Below are 22934 nucleotides of genomic sequence, written 5' to 3' on the forward strand. Positions count from 1 at the left end.
CCGCGCCGTCAGTTCAACGCGATGCGGATTGCCGCAGCGGCCGCCAACGGCGCCAGCAGCAGGGCCACCGCCAGCATCGCGGCCAGCAGCAGCAAGCCGCCGACCGGGTCCAGTCCCTGGGACGCCCGCGCCACGCTGCCGGCACCGAACACCAGCACCGGCACGTACAACGGCAAGGCCAGCAAGGCCACGAGGATACCAGAGCGCCGCATGCCGACCGTCAGCGCGGCGACCACCGCGCCGAGCAGGCTCAGCACCGGCGTGCCGAGCGCCAGCGAGGCCAGCAGCACCGGCAATTGGTCGCGCGGCAGGTACAGCAGTTCGCCCAGCACCGGCGCGGCGAGCAGCAGCGGCAGCGAGGTGGTGGCCCAGTGCACCAGCGTGCGCACCGCGACCAGCCAGCCCAGCGGCACCGGCGCCAGCATCCATTGTTCCAGCGAGCCGTCCTCGGCATCGCCGCGGAACAGGCTTTCCAGCGCCAGCAGTCCGGCCAGCAGGCAGGCCAGCCACAGCACCCCGGCGGCGACCTTGGCCAGCGCCGCGCGTTCGCCGCCCAGCGCCAGCGCGAACAGCATCACGGTCAGCAGGGCGAACAGCGCCGGCTGCAGCGCGTCGCCGCGGCGGCGCCAGAGCAGGCGCAGGTCGCGCGCGATCAGGGCGCGGGCCGAGCCGATCAGGCCGGGCGCGAGGGCGGCGTCGGTGGCCGGGCTCATGCGTGGGGCTCCGCCGCGCGCGGGCGGGCGTGGGCGGGTAGGCGGGCCGCGGCGGTGCGTATCGCGGCGCGCGAGCGGCCGTTTGCGGCCGCCGCGGGCGAGCCGGCAATCGCACGGGCGTTCGCGATCGCGGACCGGGACCTGGCCGTCATGCGGCTTTCTCCAGGATCAGCAGGCGGGTCCGCACCGGCGGCGCGGCGTAGGCGCCGTGGGTGGTGACCAGGGCCGCGCCGCCTTCGCGCAGGTGCGCCTGGACCATGCGGTTGACCAGCTCGATGCCTTCCAGGTCGAGGTTGGCGTAGGGCTCGTCGAGCAGCCACAGCGGCGCCGGCGACATCCACAGCCGCGCCAGCGACAGGCGTTTCTTCTGCCCGGCCGAGAGCTGGCGGGCGAGCGCGTCCTCGTACCCGGCCAGGCCGACGGTCGCCAGCGCGCCGGCGGCGTCCTGGCTCGGCCGGCGGCCGTGCAGGCCGCACAGGAAATCGAGGTTCTCCAGCGCGCTCAGATCGGCCTTGAGCCCGGGCAGGTGGCCCAGGTAGGCGATCGCGCGGGCGCGCCGGGCCGGGTCGGCCGGCTGCCCTTGCAGCGCCACCTCGCCGTGGTCGGCGCGCAGCAGCCCGGCCAACACTCTTAATAAGGTGGTCTTGCCGGCGCCGTTGTCGCCCTGCACCAGCAAGGCCTCGCCGGCCTCGACCGCGAACTCCAGCGGCCCGAACACGGGTTCGTCGTTGCGGGCGAAGCGCAGGCCACGGGCGTGCAGCAACGGTGGGGCGGCGGAGGGCAGGGCGGTCACCGGGCGGTCGTGCGGAAGGAAGGGATACCGTGCGGCCGGGCGGCCGCGGATCGGGGAGTTTATGCGAGTCGTCCTGTTCAGTGAGTGCCGGGGGCGGGCGGGTCGGGTGCCGGCGATCGATACGGTTCGTGGAAGGCGGTTCGTTGCTGCGTCGCGTCGAGGCCGGGTCCTCGGCTCAAGGGCCAGGGGCCAAGCCCGAGCCCTGCGACCCGTCATTCCGGCGAAAGCCGGAACCCATTTTGATCTTGTGGCCGTACCCGCGTCGCCGCGCTGGTTGCCAGGGGCAAAGTCAACATGGGGTTCCGGCTTTCGCCGGAATGACGGGATTGGAGAGGGCGGCCAGGTACCAGTGGTCAAGCAGGAGCGAAAGGACTGGCCGAAGAGGTGGGGCCGAACAGGCAGGACCTACAGAGAAAGGACCTGCGAGATTAGGAACCGGGAAGAGCGCAGAGGCGAGGGCACAGCACTGCCGGAACCCGACCCAACGCCCCGCCCGCAACGATCACCCTTCCACCCAATCCGTATGCTCGCTCGCCGCCGCGTCCTGCGGCCGCGCGATCAGCATCCGCAGCCGCACCGGTTCGCCGCGGCGCCAGGCCAGCACGCCGGCCTGGCCGAACTCGCGGGCCAGGGCGTCGGCGGCGCTGTCGTCGAGGTCGGCCAGCAGCCACCCCGGCTCGCGCCATTGGCCGGCGCTGTCCTGGGCCCAGGCGGCATGGCGCTGCACCCCGGCGGCCTGGATCCGCGCGACCAGACGCTCGTCGGCGGCCTGGTTGGCGCTGTCCGAATGCGGCTGCGACGCCGGGTTCCAGGCGCTCACGAACAGATAGCGCGCGGCCGGCCAGTACGCCTCCAGGTCGTTCGCCGGGCGGCCCACGCGCAAGGGCAGGGCGTCGCCGTCCAGCGCCACCGCATACTCGGCGGCGGCGTAGGCGAGCGCCAGTTCGGCGGCGTTGACGACCTGCAATTCGCGCATGCCGGCAGTGTCGCGGGGCGCCGCGCGGCGCGCAAATCCAACCGACGGGCGGAAGCCGGCGCGGCTCGCGCCGCCGCGCGCCTGCAGCCTCGGCGACAGACCTGTCCAGTCGCGCGCGGCGATAGCCATATGCCGCCGCGTCATCGCCTTCGCCTCACCCAGTCTCACCGACGGCAACGCGGTTTCCGTACACTCGACGCTTTCCACGCCACCACGTCGCGCCCATGACGCTCGCCACCAAGCTGCCGAAAGTCGGCACCACCATCTTCACCGTGATGTCGCAGCTCGCGCTCGAGCACCAGGCGGTCAACCTCGGCCAGGGCTTTCCCGACTTCGACGTGCCGCAGCGCCTGGTCGACGCGCTGGCCCGGGCCATGGCCGAGGGCAAGAACCAGTACGCGCCGATGACCGGCGTGCCGGCGCTGCGCCAGGCCATCGCCGACAAGACCGAAGCCTGCTACGGCTACCGCCCCGACGCCGACGCAGAGATCACCGTGGTGTCCGGCGCCAGCGAGGCGATCTTCGACGCGGTCCAGGCGGTGGTGCGCCCGGGCGAGGAAGTGGTGGTGCTGGACCCGTGCTACGACAGCTACGAGCCGGCGATCGACCTGGCCGGCGGCCGCGCCGTGCACGTACCGCTGGACCCGGCGACCTTCGCGGTCGACTGGGACCGGGTGTGCGCGGCGATCGGCCCCAACACCCGCCTGCTGATGGTCAACTCGCCGCACAACCCCTCCGGCGCCATGTTCGACGCCGACGACATCGCCCGGCTCAGCGAAATCGTCGAGTCCACCGGGGTGTGGCTGCTGTCGGACGAGGTCTACGAGCACATCGTGTTCGACGGCCGCCGCCACGAATCGGTGCTGCGCTATCCGCAACTGCGCGAGCGCGCCTTCGTGGTGTCGAGCTTCGGCAAGACCTACCACTGCACCGGCTGGAAGATCGGCTACTGCATCGCGCCGCCGGCGCTGTCGGCCGAATTGCGCAAAGTCCACCAGTACAATAGCTTCTGCAGCTTCGCCCCGGCCCAGTGGGCGTTCGCCGAGATGATCCGCGACGAGCCCGAGCACTACCGGCAGCTCGGCGCGTTCTACCAGGACAAGCGCGATGGTTTCCGCGAGCAACTGTCGACCACCCGGCTCAAGCCGCTGCCCGTGCCGGGCGGCTACTTCCAGTTGGTGGACTACTCGGCGGTCAGCGACCTCGACGATGCCGCCTTCTGCCGCTGGCTGACGATCGAAAAGGGCGTCGCGGCGATCCCGTTGTCGCCGTTCTACGAGTCGCCGCCGGCCGGGCAGCGTCTGGCCCGGCTATGCTTCGCCAAGAACCAGGCCACTCTGGATGCGGCAATCAAGCGCCTTGTCTCACTTTAATTGCATTCTTGAGATGGATATCTCACCCGGTCTTGTCGTAAGCTTCAGCTTCGGTCTACTCTTTGAGCACGAGCGCCGTTAAGGGTGTTCGGAAGAGTGCCGTTCGTTTCTATGGGGAGTTCATGGACAGAACGATCTACATGAGCTGCGCGTCCGGCGCGGTCATGCAGTCGCTGCCTTGCGATCAGGGGGCAGGACTTGCGCGCCCTTGTTTGCGGGGTGTGTCCTATGTCTCAGTTTGGTCGGCTTTGGCCTGGCCGCCGCAATTCCGTTAACCGCAACGAGGGTGCCACGCGCGCATGGCCGAATGGCCAGCGGCGCGGCTCCGACCGGACGACTGCGCGTACAAGATCAACCTATGGCAGGGGATAGCGTGAGAAATTCAATTGCAACCAGCCCGCGTCTGTGGACTGCGATCGCCTTGACGGTCGCCCTGGCGGGCTGCGCCACTCGTCCGGCGCCCGACTTCGGCGGCCGCTGGAAGCCGGTCAACCGCTATGCGGAAGTCCCGGACGAGATTCCGCTGCACAAGTCCTACGTGTACTACCCGTCGCCGATGGACGGTACGCTCAAGAACATGCTCACCCGCTGGTCCAAGGACGCGAATCTGAAGCTGGATTACCAGCACTATTCGGATTTCACCCTGTTCCAGGGCGTGTCCCAGATCAACACCACCAGCCTGCCGGACGCGATTTCGCAGCTCAACAGCGCCTACTCGGGCCATGGTGTGTCGATCAGCCGCGAAGGCGAGCAGATCGTGGTGCGCTCGTCGGGCGCTCCGGCTCCGGCCTCGCCGTAACCGCGCACCGTGGCCACGGCGGGAGACGGAGCGTCGCTCCGGCTCCCGCATAGCGCAAACCCAGGGGATGCAGCACAGATGTTCGGAAAGAACAAGAACGTTACTCCGCAAATGGAGAACGCGGTCGCCAAGGCGGTCAACTACGAGGTCACCGTCGCCGACCTCGCGCGCCGCAGCGAGAAACGCGCGTGGATGGTCGCCTTCGCGTCCATCGTCATGGCGCTGATCCTCGCCGGCGGTTACTTCTACTTCCTGCCGCTGAAAGAGAAGGTGCCCTACCTGGTGATGGCCGACGCCTACACCGGCCAGGCCACCATCGCGCGCCTGCGCGACGACTTCAGCAAGAACAGCATCACGGCCAACGAAGCCATCAACAAGAGCAACCTCTCGCACTTCGTGATGGCGCGCGAGTCGTACGACTATTCGCAGATCGGCGACCGCGACTGGGCGACCGTGCACGCGATGGGCGCGGAAGGGGTCAACAAGGCCTACGAGTCGATCTACTCGCAGACCAACCCGCAGAACCCGATCACCTTGTTCGGCAAGACCAAGACGATCCGCGTGCGCATCCTCAGCATCCAGCTGCACAGCGAGCCCAACGCCAAGGTCAAGAACGCGACCGTGCGCTTCCAGCGCTCGCTGTTCAACAAGGAAAACGGCGGCCAGCAGCTGATGGACAGCAAGATCGCGGCCATCGAATACACCTACAAGTCCAACCTGAAGATGGACGACGCCAGCCGCGTCCTCAATCCGCTGGGCTTCCAGGTCAGCGGCTACCGCGTCGACAACGACTACGCGCCGGCGCCGCCGCCGCCGCCGGATTACCCGGTTGGCGCGACCAGCAACGCGGGCGCCGCGCCCGCCGCCGCCGCTCCGGCGCCCGCGCCGATGGTGATCGATCCGGCCACCGGCCAGCCCGTCCCGGCGCCGGCCCCGGCCGCCTATCCGCCCGGCACCGTGCCGCCGCAGCCGGGAACGGCGCCGCAGCAGCAACAGCCTGGCGTCGCGCCGCAGCCCGGCGTCCCGAATCCCGCCTATCCGGCCGGCGCGCCGGCGGCACCTGCACCTGCACCGACCGGTACTGCGAATGGAGTCAGCACCCGATGAACTGCTTGCGTAAACAAAGCCTGATCGCCCTGTTGCTGCTGGCGATCTCCGGTCTGGCCCTGCCTGCCTCGGCGCAGGTGGTGCAGGAATACGAATACGAAGCCAATCGCATCTACCAGGTGCGCACCGGCCTGGGCATCACCACCCAGATCGAGTTGAGCCCGAGCGAGAACATCCTCGACTACAGCACCGGCTTCAGCAGCGGCTGGGACCTCAGCCGCCGCGACAACATCTTCTATCTGAAGCCGAAGAACGTCGACGTCGACACCAACATGATGATCCGGACGACGACGCACTCGTACATCCTGGAACTGAAGGTGGTCGCGACCGACTGGCGCGTGCTCGAGCAGGCCAAGCAGGCCGGCGTGCAGTACAAGATCAAGTTCGTGTATCCCAACGGCACCGAGTTCTCCGCCGCCAAGGAAAGCACCGAGCAGACGGCGACCGAGCTCAACACCACGCTGGACAAGAACCGGCTGTACAACTTCGACTACCAGTTCTCCAGCCGCAAGAAGCAGTCCTGGCTGGTGCCGACCAACGTCTACGACGACGGTCAGTTCACCTACATCAAGATCAACGCGCTGAAGGATCTGCCGACCGGCAACTTCCCCGCCGTGTTCGGGCGCGAGCGCGAAGGCAGCGAGGACTTCGTGGTCAACACCACGGTCGAGGGCAACACCATCATCGTGCACGGCACGTACCCCTATTTGATCATCCGTCACGGCAACAACGTCGTCGGTCTGCGCAGGAAGAAGCAGAAATGAGCCAGAACATGCCTCCCAATCAGCCAGGCCAGCCCGATAACGGCAATCCGCAGGATGGCGGCAGCTACGGTTACGCCGGCGCCAATCCCTATTACGGCCAGCAGCAGGGCGGCGAAGCCGCCGCGCCGAACCTCGACGCCAACGCGCCGTTGCTCAAGAGCACCGACGTGCAGCGGCTGAACCGCAAGGCGCTGCTGTTCCTCGGCGGCATCGTGCTGCTGTTGCTGGTGGTCGCGTTCTTCCTGCTCAAGAGCGCCACCGGCAGCGACGACAAGCCGAAGAAGGTCGACGAGGAAGTCATCAGCGTGCCGGACGCGCCGGTCACCACCCAGCAGCCGCCGGCGCCGTTGCCGCCGCTGCCGCAGGAGCCGGTGCCGGTCGAGCCGATCCCGGTCGCCCCGCAGCAGCCGCAGCAACAGCAGCGCGCCGAAGGCGAGGCCGACATGCGCGATCGCGGCCCGAGCCTGGTCGAGCGCCGCATGGCGGGCGACGGCGGGTCCAACAACGGCAACGCGTCGTCCGACGGCATGACCGCCGCCGACCAGCAGTACCTGCAGGCGCTGACCCAGCAGCAGAACGGCGGTCAGGCTCCGGCCCGCGCCGAGCGCGAAATGCCGACCTCGGCCCAGCCGCTGTACAACCCCGACACCCTGCTGCTGCGCGGCACCTACATCCGCTGCGTGATGGAGACCCGCATCATCACCGACGTGCCGGGCTTCACCTCCTGCGTGGTGACCGAGCCGATCTATTCGGTCAACGGCCGCCGCCTGCTGCTGCCGAAGGGCTCGAAGGTCTCCGGCCGCTACCAGAACAACAACGGCGACATCAAGCGCGTGGCGGTGGTCTGGGATCGCATCACCACCCCGACCGGCCTGGACGTCAACATGGCCAGCCCGGGCGTGGACAACCTCGGCGGCGCCGGCATCCCCGGCCAGTATGACGCGCACTGGGGCAGCCGCATCGCCTCGGCGCTGCTGATCAGCCTGATCAGCGACGCGTTCAAGTACGCCGGCGCGAAGAACGGTCCGGAGAGCACCACCGCGACCCCGGGCGGCACCGTGATCACCCAGCCGTACGAGAGCAACACCGCCAAGGCCATGGAGCGTCTCGCCAACCAGGCGCTGGACAAGAGCGTGAACCGTCCGGCGACGATCACCATCAACCAGGGCTCGGTCGTGAACATCTACGTCGCCAAGGACGTGGACTTCTCCTCGGTCCTGCGTTGATCCGCAGCGCGACGCACAGCAGAACGAACACAGGCAATGGATTCGGATAATTCACCGATCGCGCAGGTTTCCAACGACTTCCTGGACTACCAGTACCAGGTGCTCGGCATCCTGGAGTACATGAGTTCGCCGGATGTCACGGAAATCTGCATCAACCGTCCGGGCGAGCTGTACCTGGAAACCCGCGCCGGTTGGCAACGCCTGGAGGTGCCGAGCCTGACCTTCGATCGGGCCCGGCAGTTCTGCACCGCGGTGGTCAACGAGAGCAACACCGGTCAGCGCATCACCGATGCCGACCCGGTGGTCTCGTTGACCTTCCCGACCGGTCAGCGCGCCCAGTTCGTGATTCCGCCGGCCTGCGACGCGGGCAAGGTGTCGATCACGATCCGCCTGCCGTCCAAGCACAACAAGACGCTGCAGCAGTACCAGGACGACGGCTTCTTCCAGCAGATCCTGGAAAGCACCGCGTCGGTCAGCGACCAGGATCGCGAGCTGCTGGAGATTCGCGGCCAGCGCAACTACGCCGAGTTCTTCAAGAAAGCGGTGCAGTACAAGAAGAACATCGTCGTCGCCGGCGCCACCGGCAGCGGCAAGACGACCTTCATGAAGTCGCTGGTCGGCCACATCCCGGACTACGAGCGCCTGGTCACCATCGAGGACGCGCGCGAGCTTTTCATCACCCAGCCGAATGTCGTGCACTTGCTCTACTCGAAAGGTGGACAAAGTACGAGCAACGTGACGGCGAAGAGTTGCATGGAAGCCTGCCTGCGCATGAAGCCCGACCGCATCATCCTGGCCGAGTTGCGCGGCGACGAATCGTTCTACTTCATCCGAAACTGCGCATCCGGTCATCCAGGTTCCATCACCAGCTGCCATGCTGGCAGCACGGCGCAGACCTGGGACCAGTTGGCACTGATGGTGAAGGCGTCGAACGAGGGGTCGGGGTTGGAGTTCGCGGTGATCAAGCGCCTGTTGATGCTGACGATCGATATCGTCGTCCACATCAAGGCCCATGCGGGGCAGCGCCACATCACCGGCATCGACTTCAACCCGGAGCGCCAGCTCGCCGCGAACTGACGGCGATGGGGCAGAGCGGCGTTGACAAAGCTGGCTGAAATGTGAATGATAGCGTTGGCGATTTGGGTTCGCAGCCCTGTCGCTATCCATCTCAATAATGGACGGGGAGTGACGCCAGGGTTGGCGGACGGGGGGAGCTAGGGAATGTTGCCCGGGATAGAACTTACAAATTGCACGGGCTTGGCGGTTCCGCACGAGGTGATGCACCACGTCGTGCGCGTGGAATCGTCTTTCAACCCTTACGCCATCGGCGTGGTCGGCGGGCGCCTGGTGCGCCAGCCCAAGACCCTGTCCGAGGCGGTCGCGACCGTGCGCATGCTCGAGCGTCGCGGCTACAACTTTTCCCTCGGCGTCGCCCAGGTCAATCGCTACAACCTCGGCAAGTACGGCCTGGATTCCTACGAAAAAGCCTTCGACGTCTGCCCGAACCTGCAGGCCGGTTCGCGCATCCTGGCCGAGTGCTACACGCGCTCGCAGGACTGGGGCAAGTCGTTCAGCTGCTATTACTCGGGCAACTTCGTCACCGGTTTCCGCCACGGCTACGTACAGAAGATCTATGCCTCGATGCGTAAGGGCCAGGCCGCCACGGCCGACGGCGGCGCTATCGCGGTGATCGACAATCCCGCGCCGGGCGCCGCCCGCGCCGCGGCCGCGCCGGCCGCGAGCGCCTACGCGCCGGCCCGCCGCAGCGGCACTTTGCGCCTGGATTCGGCCGGCCCCGCGCAGGTGCGCGAGCCCGATACCGCCGCGACCCAGGCCGCCGCGTCCGCCGCGGCGATGGGCGTGGCCCGCGTCGCCGCCCAGCCCATGCCGGCGGCCGCCATGCCGCAGTTGCAGCAGCCGGTGACCGTGTCGATGGCGCGCCCGGCCGCCGCCGCGCCGGCGCGGCCGCCCGCCCAGCCGCCTTCGCAAGGCGACCAGGCCTTCGTTTTCTAGTGGTAAGCCTTCAGCACGCCTGCCTCATTTTCGATCCGCTTGCAGTCGATTCCGCCGTTCAGTCCGTAATCCGCATCGAACCGAACCCGCACTGCCAGTACCGTTTTTCCTCCACCGACCGCGTCACCTACGTTCCAAGCTCGATCTCGATTTCGCCCACAACGAACAGAAGGGATATCTCATGAACTCCAACATCTACGTCAAGAACTTCCTGTCCGCGTTCCTGATGGCCACCGCGTTCGTCGCTCTGCTGATGCTGCCGGAAGTCAGCTTCGCCCAGACCGACGCCAAGGCGCGCGTGTCCAACTTCATGAACAACCTCAACTCGCTGCTGAACATCGCTTCGGTCGCGATCGTGACCATCGCGGTGATCTTCGCCGGCTACGGCATCGCCTTCGCCCACAAGCGTCTGTCGGACGTCGCCCCGGTCCTGATCGGCGGCTTCCTGATCGGCGCCGCCGCCCAGCTGGCCAAGATGGTCATTCCGGAAGACGTCGGTTCCGACACCACCACCTCGATGGTGATGGCCGTCCTGCAGAACTATGCATAAGAACGTGCTGTTCAGGGGTTGTACGCGCCCGGCCATGTTCCTGGGCGTGCCGTACATCCCCTTTACGTTCGGAGCGGGCGCCTGCCTGCTCCTGACGTTCTACGTCGACATGTTCTGCATCCTGCTGCTGCCGATCGTCATTTTCATCATGCGCCAGATGGCGCGCCGCGATGAAATGATCTTCCGCCTGCTGGGGCTGCGCCTGCAGTTCCGCATGCGGATGAGGAACCTGCAGCAGCATCAGGGCATGTGGGTATTCACGCCCAATTACTATCGCAGTCCGGGCGACAAGAAACCCTGAAAATGACCGTACCGCAGCCGCCGTGCGCACCGCGCATGGCGGCTGCACCGGTTCGGGAACCCTAGCCCCGGATCGGTTGCGTCGTCCCCGTTACCTCATCACGGAAAGCGCCAACACTTCATGTTCACGCCCGATACTCCCATCAGCGAATTCATTCCGCTGTCCACGCACGTGGCGCCCACCGTGATCAAGACCACGGGAGGCGACTTCATGTTGGTCTGGCGCCTGGGCGGCTTGCCGTTCGTGGGACGCGAGGAGTGGGAGCTCGAGCACCGCCACAACACCTTCAACCGGCTGCTGCAGACCCTGCGCGCGCCGGACTTCACCAACGTGGCGTTCTGGGTGCACGACGTGCGCCGCCGCCGCCGCATCAGCACCGAGAACAAGTTCGACCAGCTGTTCAACCAGAACATGTCCGACGGCTACTACGCCTCGCTGTCGGCGCAGAAGCTGATGCAGAACGAGCTGTACCTGACCATGCTGTACCGGCCGATCGTCGGCAGCAAACGCTTCGTCGAGAAGTCGACCAGCGTGCAGATGCTGCAGGAACAGCAGGATCAGTCGGTGGCCAAGATGCTGGAGCTGGCCGGCAACGTCGAGGCGGTGATCAAGGACTACGCGCCGTACCGCCTGGGCATGTACGAGGCCAAGAACGGCGTCGTGTTCTCCGAGGCGCTGGAATTCTTCGGCTACCTGCTCAACCGCCTGGACGAGCCGGTGCCGGTGCTCAACGCGCCGGTCTACAACTACCTGCCGGTGAGCCGCCTGACCCTGTCGGCCAAGACCGGCGACTTCGTCATCACCACGCCGACCGGCGTCAACAACTTCGGCGCGATCCTCAACGTCAAGGAGTATGCCGAGGGCACGTACCCCGGCATCCTCAACGGCTTGAAGTACCTCGACTTCGAGTACGTCATCACCCATTCCTTCAGCCCGATGGGGCGCCAGGACGCGCTCAAGGTGCTCGACCGCACCAAGGGCATGATGGTGTCCTCCGGCGACAAGGCGGTCAGCCAGATCGTCGAGCTCGACTACGCGATGGACCAGCTCGCCTCGGGCAACTTCGTGCTCGGCGAGTATCACTTCACCTTCGCCATCTACGCCGAAAGCCAGGAAAAGCTGGCGGCCCAGGTCGCCGCCGCGCGCGCCGAGCTGTCCAACGCCGGCTTCGTCTCGGCCAAGGAGGACATGGCGATCGCCGCGTCCTTCTATTCGCAGTTCCCGGCCAACTGGAAGTTCCGCACGCGCATAGCCAACGTCAGCTCGCTGAACTTCCTCGGCCTGTCGCCGCTGCACAACTTCGCCACCGGCAAGCAGCACAACAACCCGTGGGGCGACAGCGTGACCACGCTGCAGACCACCAACGGCCAGCCGTACTACTTCAACTTCCACGCCACCCATCCGGCCGAGAATTCGCTGGGCGAGAAGGCGATCGCCAACACGATGGTGATCGGCAAGTCCGGTACCGGCAAGACCGCGCTGATCAACTTCCTGCTCAGCCAGGTGCAGAAGCTCAAGCCGACGCCGACGATCTTCTTCTTCGACAAGGACCGTGGCGCCGAGATCTTCGTGCGCGCCTGCGGCGGCAACTACCTAGCGCTGGACAACGGCCAGCCGACCGGCTTCAACCCGTTCCAGTGCGAGAACAACGAGACCAACGTCCAGTTCCTCGCCGACCTGATCAAGGTGCTGGCCAACAAGTCGCAGTATTCGGCGCGCGAGGACGAGGACATCTTCCGCGCGGTCGAGAACATCCTCGACACGCCGATGCACCTGCGCAGCATGACCAACTTCCAGAAGAGCCTGCCCAACATGGGCGACGACGGCCTGTATGCGCGCCTGCGCAAGTGGACCGCCGGCAACTCGCTGGGGTGGGTGTTCGACAACCCGGTGGACACGATCAACCTGGAGAAGGCGAACATCATCGGCTTCGACTACACCGATGTCATCGATAACGTCGAGGTCCGGGTCCCGGTCATCAACTATTTGCTGCACCGTCTGGAGCAATTGATCGACGGACGCCCGCTAATCTACGTCATGGACGAGTTCTGGAAGATCCTCGACGGCGGCGGCGCCCTCAAGGATTTCGCCAAGAACAAGCAGAAGACCATCCGTAAGCAGAACGGCCTGGGCATTTTCGCCACGCAGAGCCCGGAAGATGCGCTGGCCAGCGACATCTCCGCCTCGCTGATCGAACAGACCGCGACGCTGATCCTGCTGCCGAACCCGAACGCCAGCCGCGAGGACTACATGGAAGGCCTCAAGCTGACCGACGCGGAGTACGAAGTGGTGAAGAACCTGGACGAGCGTTCGCGCTGCTTCCTGGTCAAGCAGGGCCATGCGGCGACCGTGTGCCAGCTCAACCTGCGCGGCATGGACGACGCCCTGGCGGTCATCTCGGCGTCGACCGACAACATCGAAATCATGCACCGCGTCCTGCAGAACGCCGCCGACAAGGCCGGCGTCAGCCCGGACGACCTGACCCCCGAGCAGTGGCTGGCCGACTTCTACGCCAACCGCAAGGGCTCGGGCAAGGGCAAGGCGGTGGCCGAGGAGCGGAAGGCCAGGGCCTGAGCGCCCCGGCGGTTCCGTTCTACAATAGTACGAGCGTTCTTGTGTTGTTCAGCCTTTGGGATAGGGATACCGGGAGGAGAATCGACCGATGAAGATGAAATCGCATGTTTGGTCGACGTTGGCGCCGTTGTTGCTCGGCCTGCTCGCGGTGTTCGCGCCGCGCCCGGCCCAGGCGCAGGCGTTCACCTGCTACATGTACTACGGAAAGCTGGTCGGCATCTGCAACACCGAAGGCAGCCAGATCTTCAACAAGGCGCAGATGATCAAGAACGTCGGCTCCGAGTTGAACAAGATCAACCGGATGAAGCAGCAGCTGGAGCAGGAAAAGGCCCGCTTCGAGCAGCTCAATCCCGGCAGCCTGAACATCGGCTCCGTCGCCGGCAACCGCGAATTCGGCGACCTCAAGCCGCGCGACATCAACGAGGGGCGCGACGAGACCTGCCATAAGGGCAAGAGCAGCGTCGCTGAAGAGCAGTACAAGGTCTGCGTGAACGCGGTGCAGCTGCGCAACAAGCGTTTCAATGTGATGGTGCAGATGTTCAAGGACATCGAAAAGCGCGACCAGAACATCCAGAAGATCCGCTCCGACCGCGCCGGCATCTCGGGACCCAAGGACAACGGCAGGCTGGCCGGCAACGACAACGCCAGCAAGACCATCGACGCGGCCATGATGAACGACATGCAGAGCTATGTCGCGACCATGGAGCTGTACACGACGATGCTGAAGACCTTGGACGACCAAATGGCCTTGCTCGCCAACAAGGCCTTGGCCAACAAGGGCAGCGTTCTGGGTGGGGTAGTGCAGGGGGCCGCGCTGAAAGCCGGCCTCGCCGCGGCCGAAAGCCGCGACCTGTAACGCCCCCCTTCCATATCGACGATTAAGGACATCCGATCATGAACCAGACGATCACTCAGCGTCTCTCGATCCTGCCCCTGGCCCTGGCCGTTGTGGTGGCCGGCGCGGCCGCGCTGGCGCCGGTTCCGGCGCAGGCGTTCTACGCCTCCGAAATCACCCAGGTCCTCAACAAGGTCCAGCTGCAGGCGCAGAACATGAAGCTGGTGCAGCAGCTCACCGAGTTGCGCAACCAGGTCACCCAGCTGAAGGCCCAGTTCGACCAGCTGAACCCGGGCAACTTCCAGCTCGGTAGCCTGACCGGCTTCCGCGACAAGGAAAGCCAGGAACTCAGCGAGCGCCTGCCGGCCGCCAGCTACGGGCTGGACGAGTCTTGCCAGAAGGGCAAGAGCAGCGTCGCCGACGACCAGTACAAGGTCTGCGCCAAGCGCGTCGAGATCAGCAACCTGCGCTTCAACGCGATGGTCAAGATGCTCAAGGAAGTGAAGAAGCGCGACGAGCAGATCGAAAAGCTCATGAACGACCGCAAGACCCTGACCGGTCCGGAGAACAAGGGCAAGCTCGACGCCAACACCAACCAGGTCATGCAGCTGCAGGCGCAGATGGAGAACGATATCCAGAACGGCAAGACCACTCTGGATACCTACACCACCATCCTGCAGACCCTCGACGACGACATGGTCGCGTTGGCCCAGCGCGCGCTGACCAACAAGCCCGGCGGCAAGGGCTGGCTGAGCAGCATGGCCGGCGCCGCGGTGCAGGGCGTCGCGCTGAAGGCGGGCCTGAAGGCGGCCGAGAGCCGCGACCTCTGATCCGCTCCGGACGCCGCTGCCTAGGGGGTGCGGCGTCCGGCTAACGAAGCAATCGCATAGGACCGGCCGGGCGCAGCGCCCGCCGACGGAGACGGAAACACACGTATGGACAGCCACATGGTGTCGTTCGGGGCCAGTTCCTTGATGGACTGGATGCAGGCGGCGGATCTGCCGAACATGGCCTTCTTCGCCCTCATCAAGGATCATCTGGACACCATGATCCTGCAGTTCCAGGGCAGGCTGCTTAATCGCGTCGGCAAGATCATCGGCGCGTTCGCGGCGACCGTGGTCACGCTCTGGATCCTGGTCCAGGGCTTCCGCATCGCCACCGGCCAGTCGCGCGAGCCGATGATGGCGCTGGTGGTGAACTCGCTGAAGTCGGTGCTGATCGTCGGCATCGCCCTGTCGGCCGCGGTCACCGCCGACAAGAGCTACGACGCCCTGACCGACGGCCTGTCGAAGGTGGTCCGCGAGGTCATGACCGGCCGCACCGACGACGGCCCGTACGCCGACATGGACAAGGTGCTCGGCGTGCTGCAGGTCGGTATCGAATTGGTGAACTCCATCGACGTCGGCGGCGACGTGATGACCAACGACACCAAGCAGAAATCCATGACCATGATCGGCGTCGGCCTCGGCGGCCCGGTGATCATGGCGATGATCGCGATGATGCTCAACAAGATCGCTATGGCCCTGTTCATAGGACTTGGACCATTCTTCATCCTGTGCTTGCTGTTCGACCAGACGAAGGCGTTGTTCCAGAAATGGTTGTTCTATGGCATAGCCACGATGATGTCGATGGCGGTGCTGATCACCATGACCACCATCGCGATCGACCTGATCCTGGCAGTAGGCGCGGCGTTCTGGGTCCCGAGCATGATTCCGGGCCTGGGCACGAACAAAGAAAGCTTGATGAGCATGGCGTTGCAGCAGGGCGGTCTGGGCACGATCCTGTCGGCCCTGATCCTCGCCGCTCCGCCGATGGCGGGTGCGTTCTTCAACGGTGTGATGGGTTCGTTCTACGGCGCCAACTCGTTCGAACGCAACACGGAACACTTCAAGCCGCAACAAGGTGGTGGTGCTGGTGGCGGTGGCGGCGCTTATCCTCCGGGTCATCCGGGCAGCGGCTACGCGCCTGGCAACTACAACCAGTCGATGGGCAATACCACGATGAACAGTGGGCAGCCGGGTAGGTAGCGATCCACATAGATTCACCGGGATTGAGAGTTTCTGACTGAGGTCGACAAGAATGAAAAATTTCGTAGGCTTCATGGTTCTGGTGTCGGCTCTGGCCTTGCCTCGCTTTGCAGCAGCGGAAGGTGGATGTCCTTCGGGTTTCATCCCCAATGCTGCGGGCACGCCAAATGTTCAGTGCATTCCTGCGGGCGGGCAGGGTGGCAGTGGTTCTGGCGGCACCTACGTGAACTGGGAGCGTCGCTGGGGCGCTTTCACCAGCGATGCGCAAACCGGCAAGATTGGTGTCGCAACCGCGATGTCCAGCAAGCGCAAGGCTGAGAAGGAAGCGCTACGTGATTGTCAGTCTCGTGGCGGAGCTCAGTGCAAGGTTTTGTTGGCCTTCACCAACCAATGTGCGGCGATCGCATGGGGCAAAGAGGTGGCAGGTTCGACTGCGGTTTCTGCGGTTAGCGGCGTGAACGCCGGGGTGGCCAAGAGTTCGGCCTTGCAGGAATGTGGAAAGCGTGCCGGAAGTTGCGAAATTTTCTTAACTGAATGCAGTTACGCTGAGCAGGTGCAGTGAGCATTCGGCAAGGAAGCGAGCTATGAAATCGGCGCCTTCGGGCGCCGATTTCGTTTTGGGCACTTGCGTAGAAATGGTGGATTTTTAATCTTCCCGATGTGCTGCGAGCAGGGCTATTCGCCCCGCGGATTGGCGATTATTGGCTTGGGCGACGTATGCTGCCGCAATTCCTCCTCTCGCTGACATGAGGGGGCAGCCTCGCTAGCCGCGATCCGTAGTTTCGCTTCGGCTCAGGCTTTGCGGCGCGCTGTCGCTGATAGGCAGGAGGCAAGACTCAGGGCGAGTATGGACGAGGCTCAGCCTTCTGCAATTCTCATCAAGGAACGAGGTATCGATCATGCAGTTTCGATATGTGGCGCTTGTCGGCGTGTTGCTGGCGGGTCTATCCACTCACGCCAAGGCCGAGCAGGGCTGTCCGGACGGCTTCACTCCCAATCCGGCGCCGACCGGCACGCCGGGTGCGACGCAGTGCATCCCCATCGGCAGTTTTGGCGGAAGCCTCGAGTATTCCGGGTGGAACAACAGCTACGGCGCGGTGTTCTTCGACGCGGAGAAGGGGCTGGTCGGCATCGGCGAGGGGCAGAAGAACCGACGTCGCGCGCGCAAGGAGGCGTTGCAGCATTGCCAGTCCAAGGGCGGTACGGACTGCAAGGAAGTGCTGTGGTACTCGAACGGTTGCGCCGCGGTGGTATGGGGACCGAGCAAAAGCGGGCAGGGCTTTACGATGGAGACGCGCAGCCAGGCGACCTTGGGCGCGGCCGTGGCGTCGGCCAAGCAGGCCTGCGCGCCGAATTCCGCGTCCGGCGAGTGCGAAGTGTTCTATTCCGGTTGCAGCGAGCCGGTTCCTTTTTCCAATACCTTGTAAAGGCGGTATGCGGACAGGAGCCTCAGGCGTGCAGGATTGCGATCGGCGGCCAGTGATCACCGCGCGATCGCGCCACAAGCGGCGGCTTATCGATATCGGCCGATTTCGCGCTGGTCAAATGAGGGCAGGTAGGCGGCAGAAGCGAGCGCGTTGGCGCTTGTGGAGGCGTACGGTCGCAGCGCGGCCCCATCCCAGCCGTTGCACGCAAGTGTGATACAACACCCCCACCTCACGCGCCGCTCGTCGGCGAGGTCCGCATGAAGTATTCGCCCCATTGCGCATTGATGGTCGCCGTGGCCCTGATGGTAGGCTGTAAGCCTGCTTCGGCCCCGTCGTCCGCCCAGACGTCGCCGGCCGCCGCGCCGGCGGCTCCGGCGGCCGCCGCGACGGCGCAAGCTGAGCAAGGAAAGCAGGAAATGAGTCCGCTGCAAGGTCTGCTGGATGTGTTGCTCGCCGAGGGCGGGGCTGCGTGGTCGGCGTTCGAGCGCGTTCCCGGCGTGCAGTGGCGCGATCCGGCGCCGCAGGACAATCCCGATTCCGATGCTCCCGACAACGTGCGCTACCGCGCCGGCACTTTGCTGCTGAGCGGGTACAGCGGCACGATCGAGGTGCCCGACGGCAAGGTCGGCGCCGAGGCGGGAACTCGCCAGGCCAACGAGGGCGAGGTCGGGGCGACGTTGAACGGCGACGCGCAGCGGGTGCATTCGCTGGTGCTGGTCAAGTTCGAAGCCAGCGAGGACTACCAGCAGGTGCTGCAGCGCCAGTTCGGCGCCGGCGCGATGGTGAAGCCGATCACCGGGCAATGCGCGCTCGACTTCGGCACCACGGCCGAGAACACCCAGGCCAATCAATTTTTCGAAGTGCGCTTGACAGACGCGAAAATCGTGTATGCTGAGGGCTATGTGGACGACGGCGGCAATCAAGGCCCCGGCACCACGACTTATCAGTTCACCCTCACCAAGCCGGCGCAGAAGATCGCGTCGATGCGTTGCAAGGAGTTCTGAAGCCTCTGACGGAGGCTTGCGGCACCCGGTCCCGGAAAGGACCACACACAACTTAACGATCCAGTCTATCCATATAGGAACAGCGTCATGGCTGATAGACGTGAGAAGGCAGCGGCCACTGCCCACGAGTACCACCAGGGTACTATCGCGAACTTGGACGACGCGATGACCCGGCGATTGGTTGCTTCTACGGTCATGACCGAGAGCAACGGCGGTGATCTGGCCATCACCAACAAGCAAGGTTACGTCGGTCGCTATCAAGCGGGAGCCGGTTGGCTCGCCGACGCAGGCTATGTCGATAAAGAGAAACTCGACGCCGCGATGAAACGCGACGGCTTCGACCCTGCCACCGTGCGCGGCGCGGAATGGAAGTGGGCGAGCGCCGGCGGCATGACCCGCTTCCTCGACGACAAGTCCAACTGGAACCAGGGCATGAGCCTGGACCAGTACAAGGGCTCGGCCGAGCTGCAGGACAAGGCCTTCAAGATCAACAGCGACAAGGCGTACCGCCAGGCCGTCAAGGACGGCGTGCTGGACGAGGATTCCAAGCCCGAGCTGGTGGCCGGCTTCCTCAAGGCGCGCCACATCGCCGGCTACGGCGGCGCCAAGGCCGCGGTCACCGGTGGTCGCGCGATCCGCGACGCCAACGGCACCAGCAATTACGACTACCTGCACGACATCACCCGCGATCGCGACGGTTTGAACGCCTACATGGCGCGCGATCCGAAGACGCTGTCGCGCGGCGACGATTCGCAGCCGGCGCATCCGGCGCGCGCCGCGGCGAACGCGCCGGCGATGGACGACGGCCTGCTCAAGCACGGCGAGCGCGGCGCGGAAGTGCGCGCGATGCAGGACACGCTCAACAAGCTCGGCTATCGCGACGCGCAGGGCAATGCGCTGCGCGCCGACGGCGACTACGGCGATCGCACCGGCGAATCGCTGCGCACGTTCCAGCGCGCGCACGGGCTCAAGGAGGACGGCGTCGCCGGCCCCAAGACTCTCGACGCGCTCAAGCAGGCGGCGCAATCGCCGCTGCTGTCCAATCCGGCCAATCCCGACAACGCCCTGTACAAGAGCGCGGTCGAGGGGCTGGAAAAGCTCGGCCCGAACGCGTTCAAGAACCGCGAGGATCTCGAACGCGCCGCCGGTACGCTGACCTATGAAGCCAAGATCGGCGGCTTCAAGCGCATCGATCACGTCGTCGCCACCGCCGACGGCTCCGGCCTGTTCGCGGTGCAGGGCGGCCTGAACGATCCGGGCCACCAGCGCGTCCACGTCGACAAGCAGCAAGCGGCGAACCAGCCGCTGGAGCAGTCGACCCACCAGGTCAAGCTGGACGCGCCGCAAACCGACGCGCCCAGCCAGGATCCCAAGGCCCGAACCCAGAGCGTCTGAGCCGCCGCCGCGGTGGCGCGCGAACGTCCGCGTTCGCCCGCCGCTGCGCGCAGCGCTGGCGGCGGGCGCCTGCGCGCGGACGCTCGCGGCCATCGCGCCGCACGCCTGGACGACTACGTTCCCCACGATGAAACAGTCAGGAAATGCCATGAAGACAGCGAATGTGTTGGGCCTTGCCATGACCGTGGCGCTGGCCGCGTGCTCGGGCCAATCGGCGCCCGAAGCGGCCGCCAAGCCGGCCGCCGAGCCCGCCGCCACGTCCTCCGCCGCCGCGCCGGCGAGCGCGGACGCTGCGACTGCGACGACCGCGCCGGCCGCCGCCGCGCCGGTCGGCGACGCGCGTTCGCTGTGCGCCGCGGGCGACGACGTGGTGATTTCGTGCAAGGTCGCCGGCGGCGCGCAACTGCTGTCGCTGTGCGCGTCCAAGGGCGTCAGCGACCAGTCCGGCACCGTCTATTTCGCCCAGGGCGAAGCCGGCAAGCCCGACTACGTGTTCCCGGCCGACAAGTCCGCGCCGGCGGGACGCTTCAAGCGTACCCAGCTCGGCTTCGCCGGCAACACCGGCGGCTATGCGTATTCGTTCGAGGACGGCGGCCGCAAGCGGATCTTCTATTCGGTGTCCGGCGAACGCGGCCTGGAAGAGCAGGGCGTGTTGACCGTCGCCGGCGACGCCGACAAGGCCGAATCCGCGCTGGGCTGCGAGCCCGGCAGCGTCGTGCGCAACGAAGACGACGCGCTGTTCAAGTTCACCCGCAGCTGGGATCGCGACGAGCGCATCGACCAGCACGGTTTGCCGGCCAAGCGCTGACCGGCCCAAGACATTCACCAGATCAGGGAGGAATACATCATGTCCGAGTTGAACAATCGCGATTACCTGCTGCTGCGCGCCTACGAGTCCGGCATCCGCGAGCCGCGCGAACTGGCCGCGTTCATGGGCCAGATGCAGGTCGAATCCGGCAATTTCCGCAGCATGCACGAGAACCTCAACTACAGCGGCGAACGCTTGCTGGAAGTGTTCCCGGGCCGCAACGGCATGGACACCCGCGCCGAAGCCGACGCCGTCGCGCGCGGCGGCCAGCAGGGCATCGCCAATGCGATCTACGGCGGCAACTGGGGCCGCGAGAACCTGGGCAACACCGAGCAGGGCGACGGCTGGCGTTTCCACGGCCGCGGCTACGTGCAGCTGACCGGGCGCGACAACTACGAGCGCGTGCAGCGCGAAACCGGCCTGGACGTGACCGCCAATCCCGACCTCGCGTCCAATCGCGAAAACGCCGCCAACATCGCCGTGCATTACTGGCAGGGCCGGGTGGTCGCGCGCGGGCACCAGGACGACGTGCGCGCGGCGACCCACGACATCAACGGCGGCTACAACCACCTGCCGGAGCGCCGCGCGGCGGTGACCCAGTGGCAGGGCATGCTGACCCCGGAAGTGATGCAGGGCCTGGCGCGCGGCGAAGTGAACCTGCCCGCGCAGGGCCGCGCCAACCGCGACCCGATGGCCGACGGCGTGCTCAAGCTCAACGAGCGCGGCGATGCGGTCGAGCGCATGCAGGAGCAGCTCAAGCAGCTGGGCTATCGCGACGCGCGCGGCAACGAGCTCAATCCCGACGGCCACTTCGGCGGCCGCACCGACGAGGCGCTGCGCCAGTTCCAGCGCGACCAGGGCATCAAGGACGACGGCATCGCCGGCCCGACCACGCTGGGCAAGTTGCGCGAGGCGGTCGAGCGCCAGCAGGGCCAGCAGCCCGAGCAGACCCGCGGCGAGCAGACCCGCGCGCCGTCGATGGCCGATCCGGCCAACCGCGACAACCCGATGTACAACCAGGCCCTGGAAGGCCTGGCCAAGCTCGGCCCGAACGGCGGCTTCCGCAATCCGGAAGAGATGCAGCGCGCCGCCGCGGCGCTGACCTACGACGCGTCGGTGGCGGGCATGAACAAGATCGACCACGTCGTGCGCAACGGCGACGGCAGCGGCTTGTTCGCGGTGCAGGGCGGCCTCAACGACCCCAGCCACCAGCGCGTGCATGTCGGCGCGCAGGAGGCGGTGTCGCGTTCGGTCGAGCAGACCACGCAGCAGCTGGCGCAGGACAAGCCGCAGCAGCAAGCCGCGCCGGAGCAGGCGCGCGAGCAGGAGCAGGCCGCGCGCCGGGTGGCGTGAGGCCGGGCGCGCGCGCCGTCGCGGCGCGCGCGCAAGCGTTGGGGATGGTGCGTCCGCCGGCTGGTCCGGCGGGCGCACCAACCCGCAGTCCCTTGTCGTTTCGTTTCTTTCGTGTTCGGCGGATGCGCCGGCGTCGGCCGGCGAATCCGCTCTTCTACCCATGACCTTCGACATCACCTGGAACCGGCCGATGAATTCGCACCGCCACCGCCTCTCGATCCTTGCCGCCTTGTTGTCGCTGGCGCTGGTCGGCTGCGATCGGCAGGCGAGCGCGCCATCGTCCCCCGTGGCGCCCGCCGACGGCGCGGCCGGCTCCAGCCCGGCGTCCGCCCGCCCGGATTCTCCGTCGTCCGCTTCTTCCGTCCCCGCCCAGGCCGCTGCCATGAACAACGAAATCCCGCAGGGTTTTTCTTCCTACGCGTCCGAGTCGATCGGCGACAACAAGCAGTGCGTGGCCGGCGCGGCCAGCGACGAGGACGGCATGAACCAGCGTCCGGTGGCCTACCTGGCCCAGGCCTCGGGCAAGCCGATCTGGACCCGCACGCTGGACCTGCCCGCCGACACCTACCAGAGCCGCGCCACCCATTGCCTGCGCCAGGGCGACGCGTTGTACGTGCTGCTGCAGTCCGACACCCAGCCCGAGCAGTCGCTTTCGCAGACGCTGTTGCGCGTGGTCAAGCTCAACCTCGCCGACGGCGCGGTGCAGGCCGGCGGCGACGTGGCCGTGCCCGGCGCGCAGGGCGCGTATTCGGCGCTGGCGGAAGAGGGCGCCAAGCATCTGCGCTGGGACAACGGCAACGTCGTGGTGTCCGGCCAGTACTTCCAGCTCGACGCGCCCGACCAGCGCCGCGATTTCTCCACCACGCTCAAGCCCGACCTGGGCCCCTGAGCGGATT

Annotated in this window: 23 protein-coding genes; 20 read left to right on the forward strand and 3 right to left on the reverse strand. The window is 66.1% G+C overall.

What is annotated here, in order from left to right:
- Positions 1-8 precede the first annotated feature (8 nt).
- The 3 genes from ccmB to RDV84_RS18295 all read right to left on the reverse strand — a co-directional run bounded on the left by ccmB (position 9) and on the right by RDV84_RS18295 (position 2482).
- Positions 9-713, reverse strand: coding sequence for a heme exporter protein CcmB (gene ccmB, locus RDV84_RS18285; RefSeq protein WP_309151141.1), 705 nt, complete (start codon positions 711-713; stop codon positions 9-11).
- 148 nt (positions 714-861) lie between these two features.
- Positions 862-1722: a heme ABC exporter ATP-binding protein CcmA gene (gene ccmA, locus RDV84_RS18290; protein WP_425606235.1), complete on the reverse strand. Its 861-nt coding sequence runs from the start codon at positions 1720-1722 to the stop codon at positions 862-864.
- A gap of 286 nt (positions 1723-2008) precedes the next feature.
- On the reverse strand, positions 2009-2482 hold the full coding sequence (locus RDV84_RS18295; RefSeq protein ID WP_057947842.1) for a DUF3293 domain-containing protein: 474 nt from the start codon (positions 2480-2482) through the stop codon (positions 2009-2011).
- A 224-nt stretch (positions 2483-2706) separates the two neighbouring features.
- On the opposite strand from RDV84_RS18295, the gene RDV84_RS18300 reads away from it, so the two are divergent.
- From RDV84_RS18300 to RDV84_RS18395, 20 genes are all read left to right on the forward strand, one after another.
- Positions 2707-3855 carry a pyridoxal phosphate-dependent aminotransferase gene (locus RDV84_RS18300; RefSeq protein WP_309151142.1) on the forward strand — a complete coding sequence of 383 codons (1149 nt, stop codon included), beginning with the start codon at positions 2707-2709 and terminating at the stop codon, positions 3853-3855.
- A gap of 358 nt (positions 3856-4213) precedes the next feature.
- A complete protein-coding gene (locus RDV84_RS18305; protein WP_231736084.1) occupies positions 4214-4654 on the forward strand; it encodes a hypothetical protein in 441 nt (146 codons plus the stop codon).
- A gap of 78 nt (positions 4655-4732) precedes the next feature.
- Positions 4733-5761, forward strand: a complete 1029-nt coding sequence (locus tag RDV84_RS18310; protein ID WP_082644500.1) for a VirB8 family type IV secretion system protein — start codon at positions 4733-4735, stop codon at positions 5759-5761.
- A complete protein-coding gene (locus tag RDV84_RS18315; RefSeq protein ID WP_057947840.1) occupies positions 5758-6525 on the forward strand; it encodes a TrbG/VirB9 family P-type conjugative transfer protein in 768 nt (255 codons plus the stop codon). The genes RDV84_RS18310 and RDV84_RS18315 overlap by 4 nt, the downstream gene beginning before the upstream one ends.
- Complete coding sequence (locus RDV84_RS18320) at positions 6522-7751, forward strand: TrbI/VirB10 family protein (protein ID WP_057947839.1); 1230 nt, start codon at positions 6522-6524, stop codon at positions 7749-7751. The genes RDV84_RS18315 and RDV84_RS18320 overlap by 4 nt, the downstream gene beginning before the upstream one ends.
- A 36-nt stretch (positions 7752-7787) precedes the next feature.
- Entirely contained in the window at positions 7788-8828 is a 1041-nt protein-coding gene (gene virB11, locus RDV84_RS18325) for a P-type DNA transfer ATPase VirB11 (RefSeq protein ID WP_057947838.1), read from the forward strand.
- Between the two features lie 156 nt (positions 8829-8984).
- Positions 8985-9764, forward strand: coding sequence for a lytic transglycosylase domain-containing protein (locus RDV84_RS18330; protein ID WP_309153753.1), 780 nt, complete (start codon positions 8985-8987; stop codon positions 9762-9764).
- Positions 9765-9945: 181 nt separating this feature from the next.
- Positions 9946-10314, forward strand: a complete 369-nt coding sequence (locus RDV84_RS18335) for a TrbC/VirB2 family protein (RefSeq protein WP_057947836.1) — start codon at positions 9946-9948, stop codon at positions 10312-10314.
- Positions 10307-10615 carry a VirB3 family type IV secretion system protein gene (locus RDV84_RS18340; RefSeq protein ID WP_057947835.1) on the forward strand — a complete coding sequence of 103 codons (309 nt, stop codon included), beginning with the start codon at positions 10307-10309 and terminating at the stop codon, positions 10613-10615. Before RDV84_RS18335 ends, RDV84_RS18340 begins: the two co-directional genes overlap by 8 nt.
- A 120-nt stretch (positions 10616-10735) precedes the next feature.
- Entirely contained in the window at positions 10736-13189 is a 2454-nt protein-coding gene (locus tag RDV84_RS18345) for a VirB4 family type IV secretion/conjugal transfer ATPase (protein ID WP_057947834.1), read from the forward strand.
- A gap of 94 nt (positions 13190-13283) precedes the next feature.
- Positions 13284-14045 carry a hypothetical protein gene (locus RDV84_RS18350; RefSeq protein ID WP_267272168.1) on the forward strand — a complete coding sequence of 254 codons (762 nt, stop codon included), beginning with the start codon at positions 13284-13286 and terminating at the stop codon, positions 14043-14045.
- Between the two features lie 38 nt (positions 14046-14083).
- Complete coding sequence (locus RDV84_RS18355) at positions 14084-14854, forward strand: hypothetical protein (RefSeq protein WP_057947832.1); 771 nt, start codon at positions 14084-14086, stop codon at positions 14852-14854.
- Between the two features lie 105 nt (positions 14855-14959).
- Positions 14960-16051 carry a TrbL/VirB6 family protein gene (locus tag RDV84_RS18360; protein WP_309151144.1) on the forward strand — a complete coding sequence of 364 codons (1092 nt, stop codon included), beginning with the start codon at positions 14960-14962 and terminating at the stop codon, positions 16049-16051.
- Between the two features lie 52 nt (positions 16052-16103).
- Positions 16104-16613: a DUF4189 domain-containing protein gene (locus RDV84_RS18365; RefSeq protein WP_309151145.1), complete on the forward strand. Its 510-nt coding sequence runs from the start codon at positions 16104-16106 to the stop codon at positions 16611-16613.
- Positions 16614-16950: 337 nt separating this feature from the next.
- Entirely contained in the window at positions 16951-17478 is a 528-nt protein-coding gene (locus RDV84_RS18370) for a DUF4189 domain-containing protein (protein ID WP_309151146.1), read from the forward strand.
- Positions 17479-17735: 257 nt separating this feature from the next.
- Positions 17736-18482: a hypothetical protein gene (locus RDV84_RS18375; RefSeq protein ID WP_309151147.1), complete on the forward strand. Its 747-nt coding sequence runs from the start codon at positions 17736-17738 to the stop codon at positions 18480-18482.
- A 195-nt stretch (positions 18483-18677) separates the two neighbouring features.
- The gene (locus RDV84_RS18380) at positions 18678-19877 is read left to right on the forward strand and encodes an XVIPCD domain-containing protein (protein WP_309151148.1); all 1200 of its coding nucleotides are present in this window, start codon (positions 18678-18680) and stop codon (positions 19875-19877) included.
- A 148-nt stretch (positions 19878-20025) separates the two neighbouring features.
- On the forward strand, positions 20026-20685 hold the full coding sequence (locus tag RDV84_RS18385; RefSeq protein ID WP_175429212.1) for a hypothetical protein: 660 nt from the start codon (positions 20026-20028) through the stop codon (positions 20683-20685).
- A 39-nt stretch (positions 20686-20724) separates the two neighbouring features.
- On the forward strand, positions 20725-22038 hold the full coding sequence (locus tag RDV84_RS18390) for an XVIPCD domain-containing protein (RefSeq protein ID WP_057947828.1): 1314 nt from the start codon (positions 20725-20727) through the stop codon (positions 22036-22038).
- A gap of 382 nt (positions 22039-22420) precedes the next feature.
- Positions 22421-22927, forward strand: coding sequence for a hypothetical protein (locus RDV84_RS18395; RefSeq protein ID WP_250449974.1), 507 nt, complete (start codon positions 22421-22423; stop codon positions 22925-22927).
- Positions 22928-22934: the final 7 nt, after the last annotated feature.

The organism is Lysobacter yananisis, assembly GCF_031199375.1.
Classification (GTDB): domain Bacteria; phylum Pseudomonadota; class Gammaproteobacteria; order Xanthomonadales; family Xanthomonadaceae; genus Lysobacter; species Lysobacter yananisis.